This window comes from Pseudonocardia cypriaca, assembly GCF_006717045.1.
Taxonomy (GTDB): Bacteria; Actinomycetota; Actinomycetes; order Mycobacteriales; family Pseudonocardiaceae; genus Pseudonocardia; species Pseudonocardia cypriaca.
The window spans coordinates 1380299-1401028 of sequence record NZ_VFPH01000001.1 but is presented as its reverse complement, the minus strand read 5'-3'; the positions used below and the strand labels follow the sequence as shown (position 1 = coordinate 1401028).

Sequence of the window (20730 nt, the reverse complement as noted above, 5' to 3'; positions counted from 1 at the left end):
CTAAGCCCCCGACAACTCCAACGCCCGATCCAGCCAGGCCCGGACCCGCACCCCCATGTACTCCCGGGCCACGGCCACCTCGGGTACCCGCTCGCGCGCCACGGTGGACGCTGCCATCAGGTCGGCCACGGTCACCCCGTGGTCCGGCCGGTCCAGCAGCTCCACCGTGTCGCCCGCGCGCACCAGCCCCTGCCGCTCCACGGCCAGGTACGCCCCTGGCCGCCCGGCGGCGATGAACCGCTTGACGAGATCGGGTACCGCCCGGAAGCCGGCGAACACCCGGCACGGGGTGCGGCAGCTGCGCACCTGCAGCACCGCGTCGCCCACCTGCCAGCGCTCGCCGAGCACGGCGCCGGTGCAGTCGACGCCGGACACGGTGAGGTTCTCGCCCACCCCGCCCGGCCGGAACTCCTGCCCGAGCTCGGCCGTCCAGAACGCGAGGTCCTCGGCCGCGTAGGCGTAGACGGCCTGGTCGGGGCCTCCGTGGTGCTTCGTCTCGCAGATGGTGTCGCCCTGCACCCCGGCGGCCGTGAGCAGCACCGGCCCGTCGACCGGTCGCTTGTCGATGCCCGTGCGCCCGTCCGGGGCCCGGGTGTCGATGTCGCTGCGCACGAAGGCGACGTTGACGGACTCGACCCTCCCGGTCATCGGGCGAGACCCGCTGCGGCGCGGGAGGCGGCCTCGCGGGCCTCCGCCAGGAGCGTGGTCACCAGCTCGGCCGCCGGCAGCGGGCGGACCAGCGGGTAGGCCTGCCCCGCCCAGAAGTTCATCGAGGCGGGGTCGCCGTTGGCCCTGATCGGTCGTGTCATGTGATGCACCTGGGGGTAGCCGGCCGGGGCCGCGGCGGTGTGGTCGTCGAGGAACGGGTTGCGGATGCCGCGCGCTGGGCGGCCGGTGAACGCGCGCGTGATCGCCGTCGCGGCGCCGTCCGAGTCGAGGAGCGCGGCGCGGTGTGCGGGCTTCGTGCCGGCCTCGGGGCAGGCCAGGAACGCGGTGCCGAGCTGGGCGGCCACCGCGCCCCCGGCCAGCACTGCGGCGATGCCTGCGCCGTCGGCGATGCCGCCCGTGGCCACCAGCGGGAGGTCGACGGACGCCGCGACGAGCCGCAGCAGCGCGAGCAGCCCGTACAGCTCGCCGCCTGCGGGGTCGGCCGGGTCGTTCTCGAACACGCCCCGGTGCGCGCCCGCCTCCATGCCCTGCACGACGAGCCCGTCGACGCCCGCCGCGGCGGCGCGTCGAGCCTCGGCGGGGCTGGTGACGGTGGCGAGCACCTCGCTGCCCACTGCGTGCAGGCGCGACACGGCGTCCGGGTCGGGGCAGCCGAACGTGAACGACACCACCGGCACCGGGTCGGCGAGCAGCAGGTCGAGCTTCCCGGGGTACCCGTCGTCGTCCCACCGCGGCTCCCCCGGCTCGAGGCCCGCGGCGACGAGCCGCTCGCGGTACTCGGCCACGCCGGCGTCGCGCCGCTCGCCGGGGAGGAACAGGTTCACGCCGAAGGGCCGTTCGGTGCGCTCGCGGACCGCCGCGACCGCGGCACCGAGCGCGCCCGGGTCCAGGTAGCCCCCTGCGAGGAACCCGAACCCGCCTGCGCCGGACACCGCGGCGACGAGGTCGGGGGTGGTGGGGCCGCCTGCCATCGGAGCCAGTACGAGCGGGGAGTCCAGTGCGGTCAGCACCGCCTCACGCTAGCCCGGCCGTCCCGGCGCGGCACCGGAGTTGTGAGCGGCGAGTCAACGGCCGTGCAGGAAGGCGTCGGCGGTGGCCTGACCGGCCGCTGCGTACGGGAAGGCCACGAGCAGCAACGCCCCCACCGCGATGACGAGGACGCGGCGCAACCAGCCGCCCCGGACGAGGAGCCACCCGGCGACGTAGGCGATCACGAGCGGCAGGGTGATCGTGAAGAGCGCGGTGAGCTCGGCCGCCCCGTCCTGGACGGCACCGCCTTCACCGGCAGGCGGGTCCGCGACCGCAGTGAGCACCACGCCCGCGGCGGCGAGGACCACGAGACCGGCCGCGAGGAGCGTCCACCTGCCCTTCGCCCGCCCCGCCGCGACGCCGATGAGCAGCACGACCAGCAGGACCGCGCCCGTGACGGCAGGGGCGTACGGGAGGGGGCCGGCACTCATGGGTCTCATCGTGCCCCCGACCGGGTCATCCAGGCAGCCGCCGCGCCGGTGCTGATCTAGCGTCGGGGTATGCGCCGCTCGACCGTCGCAGCCGCCCTGTTCACCGCGCTCGTGCTGGGCGTGGCCGGTCCACCCGCCACCGCGTGGGCGCAGCCACCCGCCGGCGGTGACACCGACGTCGCCGCGTGCCTCGACGGGAACTGCACGCTGCGGGTGACCGGGCCGGTGAACATCCCCCTCGACGGCCGCGCCGGGGCGACCGGGCTCTCGGTGTCGTCGATCGGGCCGTTCGCGGTGGCGTTCTGGGTGCACCGGACCGGCGGCGGCGACGGGTTGGGCGTGGTCGGCCGCGCCGGCTCCGTCCGGTTCACGTCCGGCAGTGGTTCGCTCGCCGTCCGCGTGCTCGAGCTCGATCCCGGCGCCGCGGTGATCGAGCTGAGCACCCAGCCGGGTTAGCTACTTCTTCGCCTTGTCGGCGGTGGACTCGGTGGACAGCGCCGCGACGAAGGCCTCCTGCGGGACCTCGACCCGCCCGATGGTCTTCATCCGCTTCTTGCCCTCCTTCTGCTTCTCCAGGAGCTTGCGCTTGCGGGTGATGTCACCGCCGTAGCACTTGGCGAGCACGTCCTTGCGCATCGCGCGGATGTTCTCGCGGGCGATGATGCGGGACCCGATCGCAGCCTGGATCGGCACCTCGAACTGCTGGCGCGGGATGAGCTCGCGCAGCTTGGACGCCATCGTGGTGCCGTAGGAGTAGGCCTGGTCCTTGTGCCGGATGGCGGAGAACGCGTCGACCGGCTCGCCCTGCAGCAGGATGTCGACCTTCACGAGGTCGGCCTCCTGCTCACCGGCCTCCTCGTAGTCGAGCGAGGCGTAGCCGCGGGTGCGGGACTTCAGCGCGTCGAAGAAGTCGAAGATGATCTCCGCGAGCGGCATCGTGTAGCGCAGCTCCACGCGGCTCTCCGACAGGTAGTCCATGCCGCCGAGCTGGCCGCGCCTGCTCTGGCACAGCTCCATGATCGCGCCGATGAACTCCGACGGCGCCAGGATCGTGACCTTGACGACCGGCTCGTGCACCCGCGCGACCTTCCCGGTCGGCCAGTCCGACGGGTTGGTGACGATCAGCTCGGTGCCGTCGTCGAGCTCGACCCGGTACACGACGTTCGGCGCCGTGGAGATGAGGTCGAGGCCGGCCTCGCGCTCGAGCCGGTCGCGGGTGATCTCCAGGTGCAGCAGGCCGAGGAAGCCGCACCGGAACCCGAACCCGAGCGCGGCGGACGTCTCCGGCTCGTAGGTGAGGGCGGCGTCGTTGAGCTGCAGCTTGTCGAGCGCCTCGCGCAGCTCCGGGTAGTCCGAGCCGTCCACGGGGTAGAGCCCGGAGTAGACCATCGGGCGCGGCTCGCGGTAGCCGGTGAGCGGCTCGGTGGCGCCGCGGCGCTGGCTCGTGACGGTGTCGCCGACCTTCGACTGGCGCACGTCCTTCACGCCGGTGATCAGGTAGCCCACCTCGCCGACGCCCAGCCCGTCCGACGGCTTCGGCTCCGGGGAGACGATGCCCACCTCGAGGAGCTCGTGGGTGGCGCCGGTGGACATCATCTTGATCCGCTCGCGCGGGGTGATCTTCCCGTCGACGACGCGGATGTAGGTGATGACGCCGCGGTAGGTGTCGTACACCGAATCGAAGATCATCGCGCGGGCCGGCGCGTCGGAGTTGCCCTGCGGCGCCGGGACCACGTCGACGACCTGGTCGAGCAGCTCGACCACGCCCTCGCCGGTCTTAGCGCTCACCCGCAGCACGTCCCACGGCTCGCAGCCGATGATGTGGGCGATCTCGGCGGCGTAGCGGTCGGGGTCGGCGGCCGGCAGGTCGATCTTGTTGAGGACCGGGATGATCGTGAGGTCCTTGTCGAGCGCCAGGTAGAGGTTGGCGAGGGTCTGCGCCTCGATCCCCTGCGCCGCGTCCACGAGCAGGATCGCGCCCTCGCACGCCTCGAGCGCGCGCGAGACCTCGTAGGTGAAGTCGACGTGGCCGGGAGTGTCGATCAGGTGCAGGACGTGGTCCTTGCCGTCCACCCGCCAGGGCAGCCGCACGTTCTGGGCCTTGATCGTGATGCCGCGCTCGCGCTCGATGTCCATCCGGTCGAGGTACTGGGCGCGCATCATGCGCTCCTCGACCACGCCGGTGAGCTGCAGCATCCGGTCGGCCAGGGTGGACTTGCCGTGGTCGATGTGCGCGATGATGCAGAAGTTCCGGATCAGCTCCGGCGGGGTGAACGTCTGATCGGCGAAGCTCACTCTGTTCCTTCTCTTACGGGGTCTCCCCATCGTCCCACGACGATGGGGGCCGCGATCGGAACGGGGCGCACGCTCGTTCGACGATCACCAGGAGTGATCGCCTCGTGACCTTTCGTTGGATCTCGGGGCCATGATCGGTGACGGTACCCCTCCGAAGCCCTCTGACATGCCACGATGCTGATCTGGAGAACCCCGGGGAGCGAGCGGTGACTTCGACGCGCACGGCTGCCGAGTGCGCCCTGCTGAGAGGGGCGCCGGAGTGCGAGTGCACGCGGGACAGCGCAGGCCTCACCGAGGAGCAGATCGTCACCCGGGCGCTCACCAAGATGCGTTTCGAGCAGCGGGCCGACCGCGCCGGCAAGGCCGCCGCACGCCGCGGGCTGGACGCGATGCTCGACCAGGCCCGCGCGGCAGGCCCGTCCACGCTGGTCTCCGAGCTGCTCCGGATGAGCATCATGATCCGGCTCCTCGGCGAGGACGAGACCGACGCCGACGAGGTCGAGGCGCTGCTGCAGGAGTTCATCGAGCTCGCCGAGCTCGACGCCGACCTGCGCCGCCTCGGCGAGGCCGCCACCCTGCGCGCGCACCGCACCACCGTGTTCGGTCACGGGGAGAACGCGCTCGCCGACGCCGCCTCCGCGTTCGCCATCCTCACCGAAATCGGCGGGCCGGCACCGGACGAGGACCCGGCGCGCTGGTCGCGCTACCTGTCCCGCAGCCTCAACGGGCTGGTGATCGTGCTGCTCAAGCTGGGCTCGCACGAGCTCGCCGACGAGGTATCCCAGCGCGCCGTCGCCGTCGCCGAGGGCACGGGCTCGCTGATGGACCGGCTGGTGCACCAGCTCAACCGGGTCCGCCTGCAACTGTCGTGGGCGTTGCGGCTCGAACGCGGCGGGCGCGACGCAGCCGCCACCACGCGGTTCGCCGCCGCCGCGCACACCGCGCAGTCAGCGGCGGCGCTCTGGACCACCGCGATGCGCACCGGGCGACCCGCCACCGAGGAGTGCTCGGTGATCGGTGCCGCGTACGCGCTGGCGCAGCCGGGGCCGCACCACCTCGACATGCTCGTCGCCCTGCACCCGATGGCGCACTTCGCCGAGGACCGCGTCGTGCTGGCCATCGCCACGGCGCGGTGCCTGCTCACGGCGGGCCACCCCGACGACGCCATCGCGGCGCTCGTCCCCCTGCAGGCCGAGCTGCGCGACGGCTCGCCGGCAGGCACCGTGCTCGCGCTCGCGCTGCACCGCGAGGTCGCGCGGGTGGACCACATCGCCCGCGGCGGCACCCCGTCCGAGACGCTGCAGCTCTACGCCGCCGCGCTGGAGAGCGAGCTCTGGGCGCTGCACGAGGCACGCCACACGGCGCTGCGCAGCCACGCCGAACACCACCGCCTCGCCCGCGAGCACGACTCCGTCGCCGCTCAGGCGTTGCAGGACCCGCTCACCGGGCTGCCCAACCGCAGGGCCCTCGACATGTGGCTGGCCGAGGTCGTCGCCGACCCCGCCGGGCAGCCGTGCGCGGTGGCGCTCATCGACCTCGACGGCTTCAAGGACGTCAACGACGAACGCTCGCACGCGGCGGGTGACGAGGTGCTGCGCGTGATCGCCGAGTCCCTGCGCTCCACCCTCCGGGCGCGGGACCTCGTGGCCCGCTACGGTGGCGACGAGTTCGTGGTCGTCATGCCGGCCACGCCGCTTCCGATCGCCTGCGCGGCGCTGGGGCGTGCCGCCGCCGCGGTGGCAGCACTGCCGTTCGAGGTCGCGGCAGGCGTCACGACGTCCATCGGCGTGGTCCGCGCCCCGCTGGACGGCGAGCCGGCCGCCGCGCTCGCCGCGGCCGACGCCGCGATGTACCGGGCCAAGCACGCAGGCGGCAACCGGGTGGTCAGCGGCGCCGCGGTGCCCGTCGCAGGGTGCTGAGGGCACTGGGATCAGCAGGGCACTGGGATCAGCAGGGCAGTGTGATCAGCACTGGACGGCACGAGACCTCGACGCCCGTCCCCGGACCGACGGGCCGACCACCTCTTCGCTCTCCTCAGCCACCTCGGGTTGGCCGGAGTCCGTCCATCAGGAGGTTCAGCAGGCGAGCCGCCATCCCTTCGTGCTCTGGCGAGCCGGCCACGGTGAAGATGCCGATGAGAGCGGCAGCGATGTCTTCAGCGGGGACGTCGGCGCGGAGTTCCCCGCTCCTGCGGCCGGCTTCGAGGATGTCGTCGATGGCCGCGAGCAGCTCGGTCCGGGTGTGGGCATGGGCGATCTCGCCCGATTCGACCATCGCGAGCAGAGTGTCGAGCATCCCGTTCTTGGTCGCGATCCACTCCCCGAACAGGTCCATCCAGCGTCGCAGCGCCGCGGGCGGGCCGAGCCGGGCGAGTAGCTCACGGGCACCGGCGGTGAGCCGCGAGACCTGGTCCCGGTAGACCGCGTCGACCAGCGCCTCGCGCGTGGGGAAGTGCCGGTAGAGGGTGGCGATGCCGACCCCGGCTTCGTTGGCGATCGCGCGCATCGACGGCTCGGCCTCGGCCGAAGCGAACAAGCGGGTCGCCACGGCCAGCAGCTGTTCGCGGTTGCGCGTCGCGTCCGCCCGCGGTCTGCGGATCTCTGCGGCGGCCAAAACGGATCACGCTCCATTTGTGGTACACATGGACTCACTTAAACGGAGCATAGTTCGTTTACGTTGCTGCACGAGCCGCTACAGGAGACAGGTGAACATGGAAGCACCGAGCCTCGACACGTCGGCGACCACGAGCCGGGCGGTCCAGTTCGAGTCGTTCGGCGGACCGGACGCCTTGAGCGTCCGCGAGGTACCCGTGCCGCACGCCGTCTCGGGGCAGATCCGCGTGCGGGTCGCCGCGGCCGGCCTGAACCCGATGGACTGGTTCATGACCTCTGACGCGGAGACCGCCGCGCGATTCGGCTTGAGCCTGCCGTGCGGGTTCGGCACCGACTACGCCGGGGTGGTGGACCAGGTCGGTGACGGCGTGAGCGAGTTCGCGGTCGGTGACCGGGTGTTCGGCGGCGCCCTGTCCCGCGCGGTCGCCGACCACGTCGTGGTGGACGAGGCGGGGACCATCGCGGTGGGCGGCGAGGCGCACCGCACCCCTGACGGCGTCGACGACCGCACCGCTGCCACCCTCGCCATTGCGGGCTGCACGGCGGCCGCAGCTCTGGCCGTGGTCGACCCGGGCCCGGGCGACACGGTGCTCATCGGCGGCGCGGGAGGCGGGGTAGGCGTGTTCGCCGTCCAGCTCGCGCGCCTCGCGGGCGCGCGGGTGATCGGGACGGGGTCGGCGACCTCGGCCGATGCCCTGCGAGCCCTGGGGGCCGAGCCGGTCACCTATGGCGATGGTCTGGTCGACCGGGTCCGTGCGCTGGCTCCCGCCGGCGTCACCGCGGCCATGGACCTGCACGGGACGGACACGGCGCAGGCGGCACGCGAACTCGGCGTGCCCGACGAGCGCATCACCACCATCGCCGCCCAGGTCGACGGGATCACGCCGGCGAACGGCGCCGACGCAGCCCCGGGCGCCATCGAGGAGATCGCCGGCCTGGTCGCGGCGGGTCGGCTCCGGGTGCCGATCGCGGCGAGCTTTCCGGTCGAGCAGATCCGTGCAGCAGTCGAGCTCCAGGCGGGGCGCCACGTGCACGGGAAGGTCGTCATCGACCTCTAGGAAAGGTCGGGAACTCGTAGAGATCCGCGGCGGCCACCGGACGTACGCTCCGGTGGTGGCAGCGGCGCCGGGATCCGAGCTCGACTCGGCTGCCGGCTGGCGCACGGTCGCGGCGGCCTTCGTGTCCATGGCCGTCGTGTTCGGCGTCGGGTACAGCTTCGGGGCCTTCTTCGTGCCGATGGCCACGGAGTTCGGCACCGGCAGCGGTGCCACCTCCCTCGTCTTCGCGATCACCGCCTTCTGCTGGTTCCAGCTCAGCCCCGTCACGGGGCGCATCGCCGACCGGGTCGGCCCCCGGCCGGTGCTCCTGGCCGGCGCGGTCGCGCTCGCCGCCGGGCTGCTGCTCACCGCGACCGTGCGCGAGCTGTGGGTCGGCTACCTCACCTACGGCGCAGGGGTCGGGATCGCCGTCGCCTGCGGGTACGTGCCGCTGGTCGCTGCCGTCGGCGGCTGGTTCGAGCGGCGCCGGGCCGTCGCGATGGCGGTCGCGGTGGCCGGGATCGGCGTCGGCACGCTGCTCGGCGCGCCGCTCGCGGCCGCGCTGATCGAGGCGATCGGCTGGCGCGGTACGCACGTCGTGTTCGGGGTGGCCGGCGCGGTGCTGCTCGTCGGGTGTGCGGCAGCGGTCCGGCGCCCGCCGCAGCCGCCCGACGGCGCGAGCGGCCCATCGCTGCGGGCGTTGGCCGGGACGGCGGCGTTCCGCTGGATGTACGCCACCACGCTGCTCGCCGCGTTCGCGCTGTTCGTGCCGGTGGTGCACCTTCCGGCGTACGCCGCGGCGCGCGGCGCGAGCCCGGTGGCGGGAGCGGCGCTCGTCGGGATCATCGGGGTCGCCAGCGTCGTCGGACGGATCGCGCTCGGGGCGGTCGCCGACCGGTTGGGGCGGGTGCGCACCTTCCAGGCGAGCTTCGCCGTGCTCGCGGCGGCGTTCGCGGTCTGGCTCGGCCATGTCGCGCTGGGAGGGCCCTTCGCGGTGCTGGTCGCGTTCGCCGTGGTGCTCGGCGTCGGTTACGGCGGCTGGATCGCGCTGCAGCCCGCGGTGATCGCCGACATGTTCGGCGTGCGCGGCCTGGGCTGGGTGGTCGGGCTCATGTACACCGCGGCCGGGATCGGGGCGCTGCTGGGCGTCCCCGTCGCGGGCGCGCTGGTGGACGCGACCGGCGGCTACGGCTGGGCCGCGGGGGTGGCGGGCCTCTGCGGGCTCGGCGCCTTCGCCGCCACGATCCCGCTGAGCCGGGCCGATTTCGTGGGGGAATCCGACGCGCTGTAGCATGGACCGTCGAGCGCCCGGCGTGACGAACGATCCCCACCGCCGGTGCGGAGAGCGAGCAGTCCACCGGCAGGAAGAACTCGAGGCATTCGCGTGGCCAACATCAAGTCCCAGATCAAGCGGGTCAAGACCAACGAGAAGCGCCGTCTGCGCAACAAGTCGGTCAAGTCCGCCGTCCGCACGGCCGTGCGGCAGTTCCGCGAGGCCGCCGAGGCAGGCGACACCGAGAAGGCCACGCAGCTGCAGCGCGCGGCCTCCCGGGCCCTGGACAAGGCCGCCAGCAAGGGCGTCATCCACAAGAACCAGGCCGCCAACCGCAAGTCGGCGATGGCCAAGCGCGTCGACGCGCTCTGATACCGCCACAACGGCGCCGATCCGCATGATGCGGATCGGCGCCGTTGTGTTGCGCGGGGTCGGAAGGTTGCGGAGTCAGAGCTCCTCGGCCACCGGCACCAGCTCGCGGCCGATGATCTCCAGCGGGGTCAGCTCCCAGACCCGTGGCACCCAGCCGTGCACCTCGTGCACGCCGAGCTTGGCGAGCCGCTCCAGCTCCGCCCGCAAGGCGTCGACCTTCTCACCGCGCTCCCCGACGTCGAGCGGGAGCATCACGGTCTTCTCGATCTCGTCGTAGTCGCGGCCCACGGCCTCGCAGTGCCCGCGCAGCACGTCGAGCTTGCGATCGACGTCGTCGAAGGCGAACAGGTTGCACGCCTGCGCGTACTGCGCCACCAACCGCAGCGTCTTCTTCTCCCCGCCCCCACCGATCAGGATGGGCGGGCGGCGCAGCGGCTGGGGCCGGTTGAGCGTGCGGTCGAGCCGGTAGTGCGTGCCGGCGTAGGGCTCCTCCTCCTCGCTCCACATCTGCTGCACGATCTGCAGGGTCTCCTCGAGCCGCTCGAAGCGCTCGGCGGTGGGTGGGAACGTCAACCCGAGCCCGTTGGCCTCGTCGCCGTTCCAGGCGGCCCCGATCCCGAGCATGGCCCGCCCGCCGGACAGCACGTCGAGCGTGCTGACGATCTTGGCCAGCATCCCCGGCTCGCGGTAGGTCACCGCGGTGACCCAGGCCAGCAGCTCCACGCGCGACGTGCGCGCGGCCAGGTAGCCCAGCGTCGTGTAGGCCTCGAGCATCTCGTGCTCGGGTGGGCCGAGCACGCTGATCTGCCACAGGTGGTCCATGACGCTCACGCGGGTGAACCCGTGTTCTTCGGCGGTGGTCGCGATGCGGGTCAGGTCCTCGGCGAGGTGCGCCGGGCCCGACGGGTAGGTGAAGTCCGCGATGTGCAGGCCGATCTTCACGTCTGATCCTCCGTGTCTGCTTCTCGATCAGCGTCCTCATCGACGCTAACCCCGGCAGCCGGCACGAGCGTGGTCCTGCTGGTCCCAGGATGTGCTCAGGCGAGCGTCGCGCCCGGTTGGAACTCGCGCAGGAGCGCCACGATCTCCTCCCGGGCCGCGGCGACGTCGCGCTCCGCCCCGTCGTGCAGGCCCTCGACGACGACGAGTGCGTCCGTGGTGGTCTCCCGGGTGGCGCTCTGGGCGCTCTGCCGCCAGCACCAGCGCCGGGCGCACGCGACCCCGGACCGGTCGACGAACACCACCTCGCCCGGGTCCGGGGCGACCGGTTCGTCCGACCCGAGGTCGGTGAACCGCTCGGATCCGGTGGCGAAGCGCACGGTGATGTCGCCGTCGATCCCGGCGAGGTCCACGACCGCGACCGGGAGCGCGTGCCGGATCGACACGAGGTTGCCGAGATCGACGAGCGTGTTGATCGACGGGATGTCGCCCTGCTTGCCGAGCCGCCGCAGCAGGGCCTCCGCGGCGCTGCGGTACTGCGTGGGTTTCGCCCCGAACGCGGCGAACGCGCGGCGCCAGGCGGCGATCGAGGGCAGCGCGGCGGGTGGGGTGGTCGCGAGCCGGTCCGCGACCTCCTTCTGGGCGGTGCGGTAGCGCTCGAAAAGCGCGGGTGGCGTCGGGCCGTTGGTGAGGCCGGCGGCGACGACGACCCCGGCGCGGACATCCGGGTACCGGTCGAGCACGGCTCGGTCGTAGCGGAACACCCCCGACACGGTAGGCCAGACTGGTCCCGTGACCGAGTCCACCGAGCCCGTGATCAACGAGACCAATCCGGGGTTGCGCATCGAGCTCGGCGATCTCGGGACCCGCGGCTCGCGGGCACTAGCCGACGGGCTCGCCGACGCCCTGCGGCACGCCGTCCGCGGCGGCAGGCTCCCCGCCGGCACGCGGCTGCCGGCGTCGCGCAGCCTCGCCGCCGACCTCGCGGTCTCCCGCGGGGTGGTCGTCCGCGCGTACGAGCAGCTCGTGGCCGAGGGCTACCTGCAGGCGCACACCGGGCGCGGCACCGTGGTCAGCGACGTCCACACGGGCGGGAGCGCGGCACCGCCGCCCGTGCGCCCGTTCGAGCCGGGCAACCCCGGCGTCCCGGCGCTGGGCGCGTTCCCCCGCACGGAGTGGCTGCGGGCCCTGGAGACGGCGATGCGGTCGCTGCCCGACGCCGAGCTGGGCTACGGCGACCCCAGGGGCCACCCCCGGCTGCGCCGCGCGCTCGCCGCCTACCTGGGGCGGACCCGTGCCGTTGTGGCCCCGCTGGACCGCATCGTCGTGACCGGCGGATTCGCGCAGGCGGCCCGCGTGATCGCCGAGGCGCTGGTCCGCCACGACGTCACCGCGGTCGGCGTCGAGGATCCCGGCTCGGTCGGGGTCGTCGAGACCTGGCGGGTGGGCGGCCTCGGCACGCACCCGATCCCGGTGGACGAGCACGGCATCGACGTCGACGTGCTCGCCGCGTCGGATCTGCGCGCCGTGTCGGTGACCCCGGCCCACCAGTTCCCCACCGGCGCCGTACTCGCCCCCGCCCGCCGCACGGCGCTGCTGGAGTGGGCCGTCGCCCGGGACGCCGTGGTGATCGAGGACGACTACGACGCCGAGTACCGCTACGACCGCTCCCCCGTCGGCGCGCTGCAGGGCCTCGCCCCGGACCGCGTCGTGTACGGCGGCAGCATCTCCAAGACCCTCGCCCCCGGCCTGCGGCTCGGCTGGGTCGTCGCGCCCGCCTGGCTCGCCACCACGCTCACCGAGGTCAAGCACTGGGCCGACATCGCGGAACCGGTGCTCGACCAGGTGGCGCTCGCCGTGTTCATCGAGACCGGCGCGCTCGACCGGCACATCCGCCGGATGGCCGTCCGGTACGCGGAACGCCGCCGCGCGCTGCTGGCCGCGGTCGCCCGGCACCTGCCCGGCTGGTCCGTCACCGGCGTCGCCGCCGGCCTGCACGCCGTGCTGACGCCCGTGCGCCCGATGCCACCCGACGCGCTCGACGCCATGGCCCACGCCCCCGGCGCGCTGCGCGCGATCCCGCTCTCCGCCTACGCGCAGTCGGCCCGGCCGCGGACGGGCCTCGTCGTCGGCTACGGCTCCCTCACCAACGACCGGATCGAGCGAGGAATCGCCGCGATGGCATCGATGGTGCAATGAGGCGGAACCGAATGAGGAGACGGGCATGAGCAGCGACGCCGACGCCGACCGGGACGAACGTGCCGGGCCCGGGCGTCGCCCCCTGTCCCGCGAGCTGATCATCGACACCGCGATCGAGTTCGTCGACCAGCACGGCCTGACAGCGCTGACGATGCGCCGCCTGGGCAAGCAGCTCGGTGTCGAGGCGATGTCCCTGTACCGCTACGTCAACGGTCGGGAGGACCTCCTCGAAGGCATCGTGGACCGCATGGTGGCCGAGCTGCACCTGAACCAGGGCCGCAACGAGCTGCATCCGGCGACCGGGTGGCAGGCCTACCTCCAGTGGCTCGCCCACGCCGTTCGGAGGCTGGCGCGCGAGCACCCCGACCTCTTCCCGCTGATCGCGACGAGGCACCCCGCCGCGCCGTGGCTGCGGCCGCCGCTGCGCAGCGTGCGCGTGGTCGAGGACTTCCTCGCCACGTTGATCGCCAGGGGGTTCAGCGACGCCCACGCGGTGATGGCCTACCGGGCGTTCTCGAGCTTCCTGCTCGGGTACCTGCTGCTCGAGGCGAGCCTCCTGGGGGCGCGGTCGTCGCTCCCGGAAGAACCGCTCGACGAAGGGGAGTCCGACGTTCCGGGCGCCGACCAGAAGCTCGACCTCGACACGTTCCCGCACATCCGACGGCTGGAGGAACAACTCTCCGAGGACCACGCGGGCGCGGAGTTCGAGCAAGCGCTGGAAGACCTGCTGGACCGGCTCGACCGCTTCCTCACGGAGTAGCGGTCGACGACGGCCCGGCTTCCGCTCCTTCCGCGAAGTACGCCGTTCCGGCCTGCAGCTGGGCAACCTGCGCTGGTCCCGGTACGCGGGCCACGTCCTTGCGGGCGGCGTCTTCGTCGCGATAGGGGCCGATCACGACCGGCCGGCCGCTGCTCTCGGTCACGATCACGCAGCGGCGCGCGACCCGCTTCTCGCGCATGCTCCGAGCGCGACCGGCGACGGCTCGCCCGCCCTCGGCGCCACGCCCGGCGACCGCCCTGCCGACCTTCCTGGCCAGCGTGACCACGCCCCTGACCGGTGCCGCGATCTTGGCCTTCGCGCCGCCGCCCGATCCCGCATCCGCCGGCTGTTCGCCGTCGGTCGAGCCGGGTGGCGCCGCAGGAACGTCCGAGGGCTCCCGGTGGGCGGCGTCGGGGGCGTCAGGAGAAACGTTCATCTCAGCTCCTCGTCTTGCGGTGGTCGACGGCAGGACCGCCGCGACGGGGAGGGGGCCGCCGCCGGAGGTCCTGCCGCCCAGCCGATCAGCCGTTCGTCGCGCGCTCCCGGACGGTGCCGGTGGCGTCCTGCGCGCGGCCCTGCACCTGCCCGGCGGCCGCCTTGCCCTCCTCGGCGACGGTCTGACCTGCCTCGGTGGCGGTCGACCTCACCGACTCCACCGCCTGCTGCGCGGGCTCGCGGAGGTTCTCCTTCACCTCGGAAGCTGCCTGGCCCACGGTCTGGCCGAGCGGCTGCGCCACCTGCTGGGCCATGTCCTTGGCCTGACCGGCGAGCTCCTGCTCCTTGCGGCTCGCCGGGAGCAGTGAGGAGACCAACCAGCCCGCGCCGAAGGCGATGAGCCCGGCTGCCAGCGGGTTGCCCCTGGCCTGCTGCCGGATCACCTCCGGTGCCTGCTGCAGCGCCTGGGCGCCGGTCGAGGCGGCATCCGACACCGTCGAGGCGGCTTCCGACACCGTCGAGGCAGCCGTACCGGAGACCGACTGCGCGGCCTGCGAGACGGTCCCGGCCGCTCCCTGAGCCGCGGACGTCACGTCACCCCTGCCCACCGGGCTCGCGCCCATCACGTTCTCCTTCCACCTGCCCATGGTCGACCGGGCGCGGTCGACCCGGCGCTCGACGATCTTCTTCGGAGTCACCTTCTCGGTCAGGGCGTCGACGTCCTGCCCCAGCGCCGTCTGCGTCCGCTCGATCTCCGCGCGGATCTGCTCGGGCTCGCTCGCAGTGGTCACGGGGTACCTCCTCGCTCGCCCTTGAGGGCGTCCGGAATGGTCTTGAGGGTGTCGACCGTGCGCTCGGGAGTCGGGTTGACCTCGCGGAACTTCCTGCGTCCCACGGCGGCGAGCACCGCGGCGACGATGCCCCAGATCACCGCGACGATCAGCGCCGACCAGCTGTGCCCGACCAGGTGCGACAGCGCCCACCACAGCGCGATCGACAGGAACAGGACCGTCATGTAGCCGGCGAACCCGGCCCCGCCGAACGCGCCGGCCCCCTTCGCGGACTTCGACGCCTCCTGCTTGAGCTCGGCCCTTGCGAGCGCGAATTCCTGGCGCATCAGCGTCGACAGGTCGCGGGTGACGTCACCGACCAGCTCGCCGAGCGACACATCCCCGACGTCCTCGTGACGCCCGGTGGTCTGGGTCGGGCGGGCGTGGGCTCCGCCCGTCCCGCGCGGTTGCTGCGGCTCGGCCGGGTAGCCGCCCGCTGGCGGGTACGGCGGTGCCGTCATCGCGGGCCTCCCTGCCCCTGCCAGGTCGGCGCCCCGCGCTCCGGCTCGTAGACCGGCTGACCGGTCGCGGTCCCACCGGGCGCAGGCGGGTACGGCGGCGGCGGGACCGGGCCGCCCGGTGGCGGCGGGACCGGCTGGTTCGGCGGCGGAACGGGCGGTCCGCCCGCGGGGACCCCACCCGGGACGCCGGACGGGCCGCTGGGCGGCGGCGGGAGCGGTACTCCCGTGCGCTCGTTCGGCATCGGGCCCGCCGGGTAACCGGCGGCGGGCTGGGGCGGAGGCTGCGGCGAGGGCTGCGGCTGCGGCGCGGCGCTCTGACCGCTTCCGCCGGATGCCGCCGCGGCGGCGCCGCGGGTCAGCCGGCCCGCGATCACGCCGGCCGCGGCCGCCCCGAGCAGGAACATGCCGGGACGGCGGCGAGCGACGCCCCGGACCTCCTCGAGCAGGTCACCGGGCTCGCGCTGCCCGATCCAGTCCGCGACGCCCGTGAGCTTGTCGGCCGCCTGGCGGGCGACCTCGGACACGGCGCCGGACTGAGAACCGCTCTGCGCCATCTGCTGGAGCTCGTCCGCGAAGCTGCGCAGCGCGTCGGCCGCCTTCTGCTGACCGTTCTGCGCCTGGCTCCGGACCTGCGTCCGGGCCTCGCCCATCAGGTCCCGGGCCTGCGTCTTCGCCTCCTGCGCGACCTGCGTTGCCTGCTCGGCCGCTGTGCCGGCGACGCTCTTGCCCGCGTCGGCGGTCGTGCGTCCGACGTCGGTCACCTCGTCCCGCGCCACTTGCGTCGTCCCCTGGTCCGTCCTAACGCCGCTCCCGCTGCCTGGAGCACGACCGCTGGTCTGCTGGCTCATTCCGCACCATTCCCCTGCTAGGCCTGGTTTACGTTGTATGCGTACCCAGTAAGGCTGAGCACAACCGCTGTCGCGCCGAGCATTCGTGCAGGTCGGAGCCACGAAGATCGCGAGGCCCGCGTGTCGCAGGGCTATGGGCCGCGCGCCGGGTACCGCCGTCAGTGCGCGTCGGCCACCGGGGCGCAGGCCCGCAGCAGCGCCCGTACCGGCGGTGACGGCACGCCCGGCGGAGCGGCGAGCGAGACGAGCACGCTGAGCCCTTCCAGCGGCCGCAGCGCCACCCGCCGCACGACCGGCAGCTCCGCCCGGTGGTAGAAGACCGTCCACGACGGCAGCCCGGTGCCGATCTCGGCGAGGGTGTCCTGCAGGGTCGTGAAGTGCGGGCCCGGCGGCGGGTCGACGCCGGCGTCCCGGAGCGCCGTGGTGATCAGCCGGTGGAACGGCGGGTTGTTGGCCGGCGGCGCGAGCCGCACCGGCAGCTCGCCGAGCTGGTCGAGGCGGATCGTCCGGTGGGCGGCGAGCGGATGCCGATCGGGCAGCGCGACCACGAGCGGCTCCCGCCAGACGGGCACCAGCTCCAGCCCCGGCGCCGACTCCAGCACCCGCACGAACGCGGCGTCGAGCTCACCGGCGCGCACGGCGGCGAGCCGCTCCTCCTGGCGGGACCGCACGAGCCGCACGGACAGGTCCGGTACCGCGGAGGCGAGCTCGTCGAGCACCCGGTACAGGCGGTCGCCGAGGCCGTGGCTGGTCCCGAGGCGCAGCACCGCTCCCACGTCGACCAGCGCCTCGGCTGCGACCGTCCGGAGGCGGTCGGCCGCAGCGAGCACGGCCCGCGCCTCCGCCAGCAGCCGCTGCCCGGCGGGCGTGATCCGGACGTGCCGGGTGGTCCGCTCGAACAGCCGCACCCCGAGCTCGCGCTCCAGCCGCCCGACCTGCTGGCTCACAGCGGGCTGCCCGATGTGCAGGCGCTCGGCGGCGTGCACGAACGTGCCTGCGTCCGCGACCGCGACGAAGTACCGCAGCTGCCGCAGCTCCACCCGTCCCCCGGATTCATCACGATCGTCGATAACTGCCAGCTGCAACTGCCCGTTGGCCGCGATCTCTTCCCGAGGTCTCCTCGGGGTGTGCGAGATGTACTCACTCCCGGCCACCCGCGCTACGACGCGGAGCGCACCGGGTTCAACCGCGTCGTGGACCACCGGCCCGCTCTCGTCGTCGTTCCGGCCGACGTCGCCGACGTGCGGGCCGCCGTCCGGCACGCCGCCCACCACGACCTGCCCATCGCGATCCACGCGACCGGCCACGGCGTCACCGTCCCAGCCGACGGCACGCTCATGATCGCCACCCGCCGGCTGGACGCCGTGTCCGTCGACCCGGTCGCCCGAACGGCCACCGTGGCCGCCGGGGTGCGGTGGCGGCAGGTGATCGACGCCGCCGCACCGCACGGCCTCGCGCCGCTGAACGGCTCGTCGCCGTCGGTCGGGGCGGTCTCCTACACACTCGGCGGCGGGCTGGGCCCGGTCGCGCGGACGTTCGGCTACGCCGCCGACCACGTCCGCCGCTTCCGGCTCGTCACGGCCGACGGAGAGCTGCGCACCGTCACCCCGGACGAGCACCCCGAACTGTTCTGGGCTCTGCGCGGCGGCAAGAGCGGGTTCGGCGTCGTGGTCGAGATGGAGATCGGCCTGGTCCCGCTCCCCCGCCTGTACGGCGGCGCGCTGTTCTTCGACGGCGCGGACGCCGCGCGGGTGGTCGCCGGGTGGCGCGAGTGGCTCGAGACCGTTCCCGAGGAGCTGACGTCCTCGCTGGCGCTGCTGCGCCTGCCGGCCGACGCCCCACCACCGCTGCGTGGCCGGTTCGTCGTGCACGTCCGGATCGCCTACACCGGGCCGGCGGCGGACGGGGAGCGCCTGCTTCGACCACTGCGAGCGCTCGCCGCGCCGGTCGTCGACGACGTGGGCGAGATGCCCTACCGCGACGTCGCCGCGATCCACCGGGACCCCGACGGCCCCCTCGCCTACCACGAACACTCCGCGCTGCTGCACCACCTCGACGCGGCAGGCGTCGACGCCTTCCTCGCGGTGGCCGTGCCGGCGGCGGCCGACCATGGGCTGCTGGTGGAGCTGCGGCACCTCGGCGGAGCGCTCGCCCGCCCGCCGGAGGTGCCCAGCGCGATCGACCGCCGGGACGCGGCCTTCTGCCTCATGGCCCTCACGCCGGCAGGCGCCGACCCGCACCCCCGACGGCTCCTGCTGAAGGCGATCGCCCCGTGGGCCACCGGTGGGGTCTACGTCAACTTCCTGTCCGGCCCGGACGCAGCTGCCGACATCCCCCGCGCCCACACGCCACCGACCCGCGACCGGCTGCGCGCCATCCGGCGCACGTACGACCCGGCGGGCCGGTTCCACCGCACCCCCGAGGAGGCATCGTGACCGACCTTCGGACCCACCCGGAGCCGGCCCCGCGATCGGCCGGCATCCGGCTCGGGCTGCTGTTCGGTCCGTCGATCTTCGGCGTGAGCGCCGCCGGCATCGCGCTCCCGGCGGCGGGCGGGGAGCTCGGCGTCGGCCCGTCGACGACCGCCTGGATCCTCACCGTGCACGCGCTCGCGCTCGGGATCGGAACCGCGCTCTTCGGCCGGCTCCTCGACTCGTGGGGCGCCCGGCGCGTCCTGCTCGCCGGCGGCGCCGCGATGGCAGCCGGTACCGCGGTCATCGTGCTGTCGCCCGGGCTCGGCCCGGTCATCGCGGGCCGGTTCGTCCTGGCCGCGGGCTCCGGCGCGATGACGGCCACCGCCGTCACCCTATCGACGTCCGGCCCGCCGGAACGGCGGATCGCGGTGCTCGGCTGGTACGGCCTGGTCGTCCCGGTGTTCGCCGGGGCAGCCACGCTCGTCGGCGGGGCGGTGACGGCAGCGCTCTCCTGGCGGTGGGCACTCGTGCTCCCGGTGCTGTCCCTCGTCGGCGCCGTGCTGACGCTGCGACTGGCCCCCGCGCCACGCCAGGGCACACCGCTGGACGCCGTCGGAGCCGCGCTGCTCACCACGATGACCGCGGCCGGGCTCGTCCTGCTGCAGTCACCCGCCCTGGGCCTCGGCACGAGCGCGGTGGTCGGGCTCGCCGCGCTCACCCTGGCAGCCGCCGGTGCGCTCGCGATGTGGGTGCGCCGGACCCCGGAGGGGTTCGTGCCGCATGGCCTGCTGGCGCGCCGCGGCTACGTGCGGGCCGCGTTCACCGGCTTCGGTGTCTTCGGCGGCCTCTTCGCCTCGGTCTACGCCGCACCCGCGCTGCTGGTCGGCGGTCGCGGCTGGAGCGTCCTCGCCGTCGGCGCCGCCCTTCTGCCCGGAGCGGCGCTCGGGGCGGTGGTCGCCCGGCTGACCGGTCGGCTCGGTCCGCGCGTCCAGCAGCGGGTGCTGGCGGCGGTGGCCGCGACCAGCGCGTCGGCGCTCGTGGCCGCGGGCGTCACCGGTGCGCCCGCACTCGTGCTGGCCGGCACGTCGCTCGCGTTCGTGGCGTTCGGCGTGGCCCAGGTCGTGCTCAACGGCCAGGCGGCCGCCGCCGTGCCACCGCAGGAGCGCGGGTCGGCGATGGGCCTGCTGGCGCTGACGTTCATGATCGGCGGTGCGGCCGGCTCCGCGGTGGCGGGCGGCCTCACCGCACCGATCGGCGTCGGCCTCGCGCTCGCCGTGGCCGCGGCGCTGCCCCTCGCCGCCGCGCTCATGGCCGCCACCCAGGGCTCACCTCAGAAGGCGGGCCAGGGGATCGCCGGCCCGTAGCCGGACGGCTCGGGGTAGCAGGAGTCGTCGAGCAGGTGCTCGACCCGGTGGACGAACGTGCGCAGCTCGCGCCGCGTGATGTGCTCGGACAGGTCATCCGACAGGCTGCCAGCCAGCTCGGAACGCAGTCGTTCGAGCTTCTCGACGACCGCGCGCGGCAACGGCTTGCCGACCCACCCCCACAGCACGGTGCGGAGCTTGTCCTCCGTGTGCATGCACAGGCCGTGGTCCACGCCGTAGACGTTGCCGTCGACGCCCGCGAGCACGTGCCCGCCCTTGCGGTCGGCGTTGTTGGCGACCACGTCGAACGCGGCCATCGCCTGCAGCTCAGGCGTGTCGGCGTGGACGAGCACGGCGGGCTCACCGCGGTCACCGCGGGCGCGCAGCACGCCGATCCAGCCGGCAGGCACCTCCGAGGGGCGGCAGACGTCCACGAGCTCGCGTTCGTCGTCGGTGTCGACCCACACCTGCACCATGCCCGGCCCGAACGGCCCGTCGCGCAGCACCGTGGGCGGGACGACGTGGAAGCCGCCGGCCTCGGACACCAGGTAGGCGGCCACCTCGCGCCCGGCGAGCGTGCCGTCGGGGAAGTCCCACAGCGGACGCTCTCCCCGCACCGGCTTGTAGACGCACTCCGCGGTCAGGCCGTCGAGGGTGATGCTTCCGAAGAGGGTGGCGTTCGACGCGTCGACCAGCCTGCCGGTGATCTCGATGCGGCCGTGCCGCAGCAGTCCCGGCACGGCCGGGTCGCGAGGGTCCACT

At 73.8% G+C, this 20730-nt stretch carries 22 protein-coding genes; 9 read left to right on the top strand and 13 right to left on the bottom strand.

Annotated elements, in window-relative coordinates:
• From FB388_RS06535 to FB388_RS06525, 3 genes are read right to left on the bottom strand one after another with little or no spacing between them, the layout of a single operon-like run.
• Positions 1-648, bottom strand: a complete 648-nt coding sequence (locus FB388_RS06535; RefSeq protein ID WP_142098275.1) for an MOSC domain-containing protein — start codon at positions 646-648, stop codon at positions 1-3.
• The gene (locus FB388_RS06530; RefSeq protein WP_142098273.1) at positions 645-1679 is read right to left on the bottom strand and encodes a nitronate monooxygenase; all 1035 of its coding nucleotides are present in this window, start codon (positions 1677-1679) and stop codon (positions 645-647) included. The genes FB388_RS06535 and FB388_RS06530 overlap by 4 nt, the downstream gene beginning before the upstream one ends.
• Before the next feature lie 54 nt (positions 1680-1733).
• Entirely contained in the window at positions 1734-2129 is a 396-nt protein-coding gene (locus FB388_RS06525) for a hypothetical protein (RefSeq protein ID WP_142098270.1), read from the bottom strand.
• Positions 2130-2198: 69 nt separating this feature from the next.
• Between FB388_RS06525 and FB388_RS06520 the strand changes: the two genes are divergently transcribed.
• Positions 2199-2585, top strand: a complete 387-nt coding sequence (locus tag FB388_RS06520; RefSeq protein WP_142098267.1) for a hypothetical protein — start codon at positions 2199-2201, stop codon at positions 2583-2585.
• On the opposite strand, the gene lepA is transcribed toward FB388_RS06520, so the two are convergent.
• Positions 2586-4424: a translation elongation factor 4 gene (gene lepA, locus FB388_RS06515; protein WP_211361795.1), complete on the bottom strand. Its 1839-nt coding sequence runs from the start codon at positions 4422-4424 to the stop codon at positions 2586-2588.
• A 206-nt stretch (positions 4425-4630) separates the two neighbouring features.
• Here lepA and FB388_RS06510 point away from each other — a divergent pair, with 206 nt between their 5' ends.
• Positions 4631-6343 carry a GGDEF domain-containing protein gene (locus FB388_RS06510; RefSeq protein ID WP_142098261.1) on the top strand — a complete coding sequence of 571 codons (1713 nt, stop codon included), beginning with the start codon at positions 4631-4633 and terminating at the stop codon, positions 6341-6343.
• 115 nt (positions 6344-6458) lie between these two features.
• Here the strand turns inward: FB388_RS06510 and FB388_RS06505 are convergent, their stop codons facing one another.
• A complete protein-coding gene (locus tag FB388_RS06505) occupies positions 6459-7037 on the bottom strand; it encodes a TetR/AcrR family transcriptional regulator (protein ID WP_142098258.1) in 579 nt (192 codons plus the stop codon).
• Positions 7038-7134: 97 nt separating this feature from the next.
• Here FB388_RS06505 and FB388_RS06500 point away from each other — a divergent pair, with 97 nt between their 5' ends.
• The 3 genes from FB388_RS06500 to rpsT all read left to right on the top strand — a co-directional run bounded on the left by FB388_RS06500 (position 7135) and on the right by rpsT (position 9718).
• A complete protein-coding gene (locus FB388_RS06500) occupies positions 7135-8094 on the top strand; it encodes an NADP-dependent oxidoreductase (RefSeq protein WP_142098255.1) in 960 nt (319 codons plus the stop codon).
• A 55-nt stretch (positions 8095-8149) separates the two neighbouring features.
• Entirely contained in the window at positions 8150-9364 is a 1215-nt protein-coding gene (locus tag FB388_RS06495; protein ID WP_142098252.1) for an MFS transporter, read from the top strand.
• A 93-nt stretch (positions 9365-9457) separates the two neighbouring features.
• Positions 9458-9718, top strand: coding sequence for a 30S ribosomal protein S20 (gene rpsT, locus FB388_RS06490; protein WP_142098249.1), 261 nt, complete (start codon positions 9458-9460; stop codon positions 9716-9718).
• Positions 9719-9793: 75 nt separating this feature from the next.
• Here the strand turns inward: rpsT and FB388_RS06485 are convergent, their stop codons facing one another.
• Complete coding sequence (locus tag FB388_RS06485; protein WP_142098246.1) at positions 9794-10660, bottom strand: LLM class F420-dependent oxidoreductase; 867 nt, start codon at positions 10658-10660, stop codon at positions 9794-9796.
• A gap of 95 nt (positions 10661-10755) precedes the next feature.
• Positions 10756-11421 carry a B3/B4 domain-containing protein gene (locus FB388_RS06480; protein ID WP_170225500.1) on the bottom strand — a complete coding sequence of 222 codons (666 nt, stop codon included), beginning with the start codon at positions 11419-11421 and terminating at the stop codon, positions 10756-10758.
• A 28-nt stretch (positions 11422-11449) separates the two neighbouring features.
• Here FB388_RS06480 and pdxR point away from each other — a divergent pair, with 28 nt between their 5' ends.
• Together pdxR and FB388_RS06470 are read left to right on the top strand one after the other, a co-directional pair.
• A complete protein-coding gene (gene pdxR / locus FB388_RS06475) occupies positions 11450-12856 on the top strand; it encodes a MocR-like pyridoxine biosynthesis transcription factor PdxR (RefSeq protein ID WP_211361794.1) in 1407 nt (468 codons plus the stop codon).
• A 25-nt stretch (positions 12857-12881) separates the two neighbouring features.
• Entirely contained in the window at positions 12882-13616 is a 735-nt protein-coding gene (locus FB388_RS06470) for a TetR/AcrR family transcriptional regulator (RefSeq protein WP_142098239.1), read from the top strand.
• Here FB388_RS06470 and FB388_RS06465 read toward each other — a convergent pair.
• From FB388_RS06465 to FB388_RS06445, 5 genes are all read right to left on the bottom strand, one after another.
• A complete protein-coding gene (locus FB388_RS06465; RefSeq protein WP_142098236.1) occupies positions 13606-14052 on the bottom strand; it encodes a hypothetical protein in 447 nt (148 codons plus the stop codon). The two genes, FB388_RS06470 and FB388_RS06465, sit on opposite strands and share 11 nt — an antisense overlap.
• A gap of 85 nt (positions 14053-14137) precedes the next feature.
• The gene (locus tag FB388_RS06460) at positions 14138-14842 is read right to left on the bottom strand and encodes a DUF3618 domain-containing protein (protein WP_142098233.1); all 705 of its coding nucleotides are present in this window, start codon (positions 14840-14842) and stop codon (positions 14138-14140) included.
• On the bottom strand, positions 14839-15342 hold the full coding sequence (locus FB388_RS06455) for a phage holin family protein (RefSeq protein ID WP_142098230.1): 504 nt from the start codon (positions 15340-15342) through the stop codon (positions 14839-14841). The genes FB388_RS06460 and FB388_RS06455 overlap by 4 nt, the downstream gene beginning before the upstream one ends.
• Positions 15339-16118 (bottom strand): hypothetical protein, encoded by a 780-nt coding sequence (locus tag FB388_RS06450; protein WP_142098227.1) that lies wholly within the window; start codon positions 16116-16118, stop codon positions 15339-15341. Before FB388_RS06450 ends, FB388_RS06455 begins: the two co-directional genes overlap by 4 nt.
• A 230-nt stretch (positions 16119-16348) precedes the next feature.
• A complete protein-coding gene (locus FB388_RS06445) occupies positions 16349-17230 on the bottom strand; it encodes a LysR family transcriptional regulator (RefSeq protein WP_142098224.1) in 882 nt (293 codons plus the stop codon).
• Positions 17231-17317: 87 nt separating this feature from the next.
• On the opposite strand from FB388_RS06445, the gene FB388_RS06440 reads away from it, so the two are divergent.
• Both FB388_RS06440 and FB388_RS06435 read left to right on the top strand, forming a co-directional pair.
• The gene (locus tag FB388_RS06440) at positions 17318-18625 is read left to right on the top strand and encodes an FAD-binding oxidoreductase (RefSeq protein WP_142098221.1); all 1308 of its coding nucleotides are present in this window, start codon (positions 17318-17320) and stop codon (positions 18623-18625) included.
• Complete coding sequence (locus tag FB388_RS06435) at positions 18622-19968, top strand: MFS transporter (RefSeq protein ID WP_211361793.1); 1347 nt, start codon at positions 18622-18624, stop codon at positions 19966-19968. Before FB388_RS06440 ends, FB388_RS06435 begins: the two co-directional genes overlap by 4 nt.
• Here FB388_RS06435 and FB388_RS06430 read toward each other — a convergent pair.
• Positions 19935-20729: an SCO1664 family protein gene (locus FB388_RS06430; protein ID WP_142098218.1), complete on the bottom strand. Its 795-nt coding sequence runs from the start codon at positions 20727-20729 to the stop codon at positions 19935-19937. The genes FB388_RS06435 and FB388_RS06430 overlap by 34 nt on opposite strands.
• Between the last annotated feature and the right edge of the window lies 1 nt (position 20730).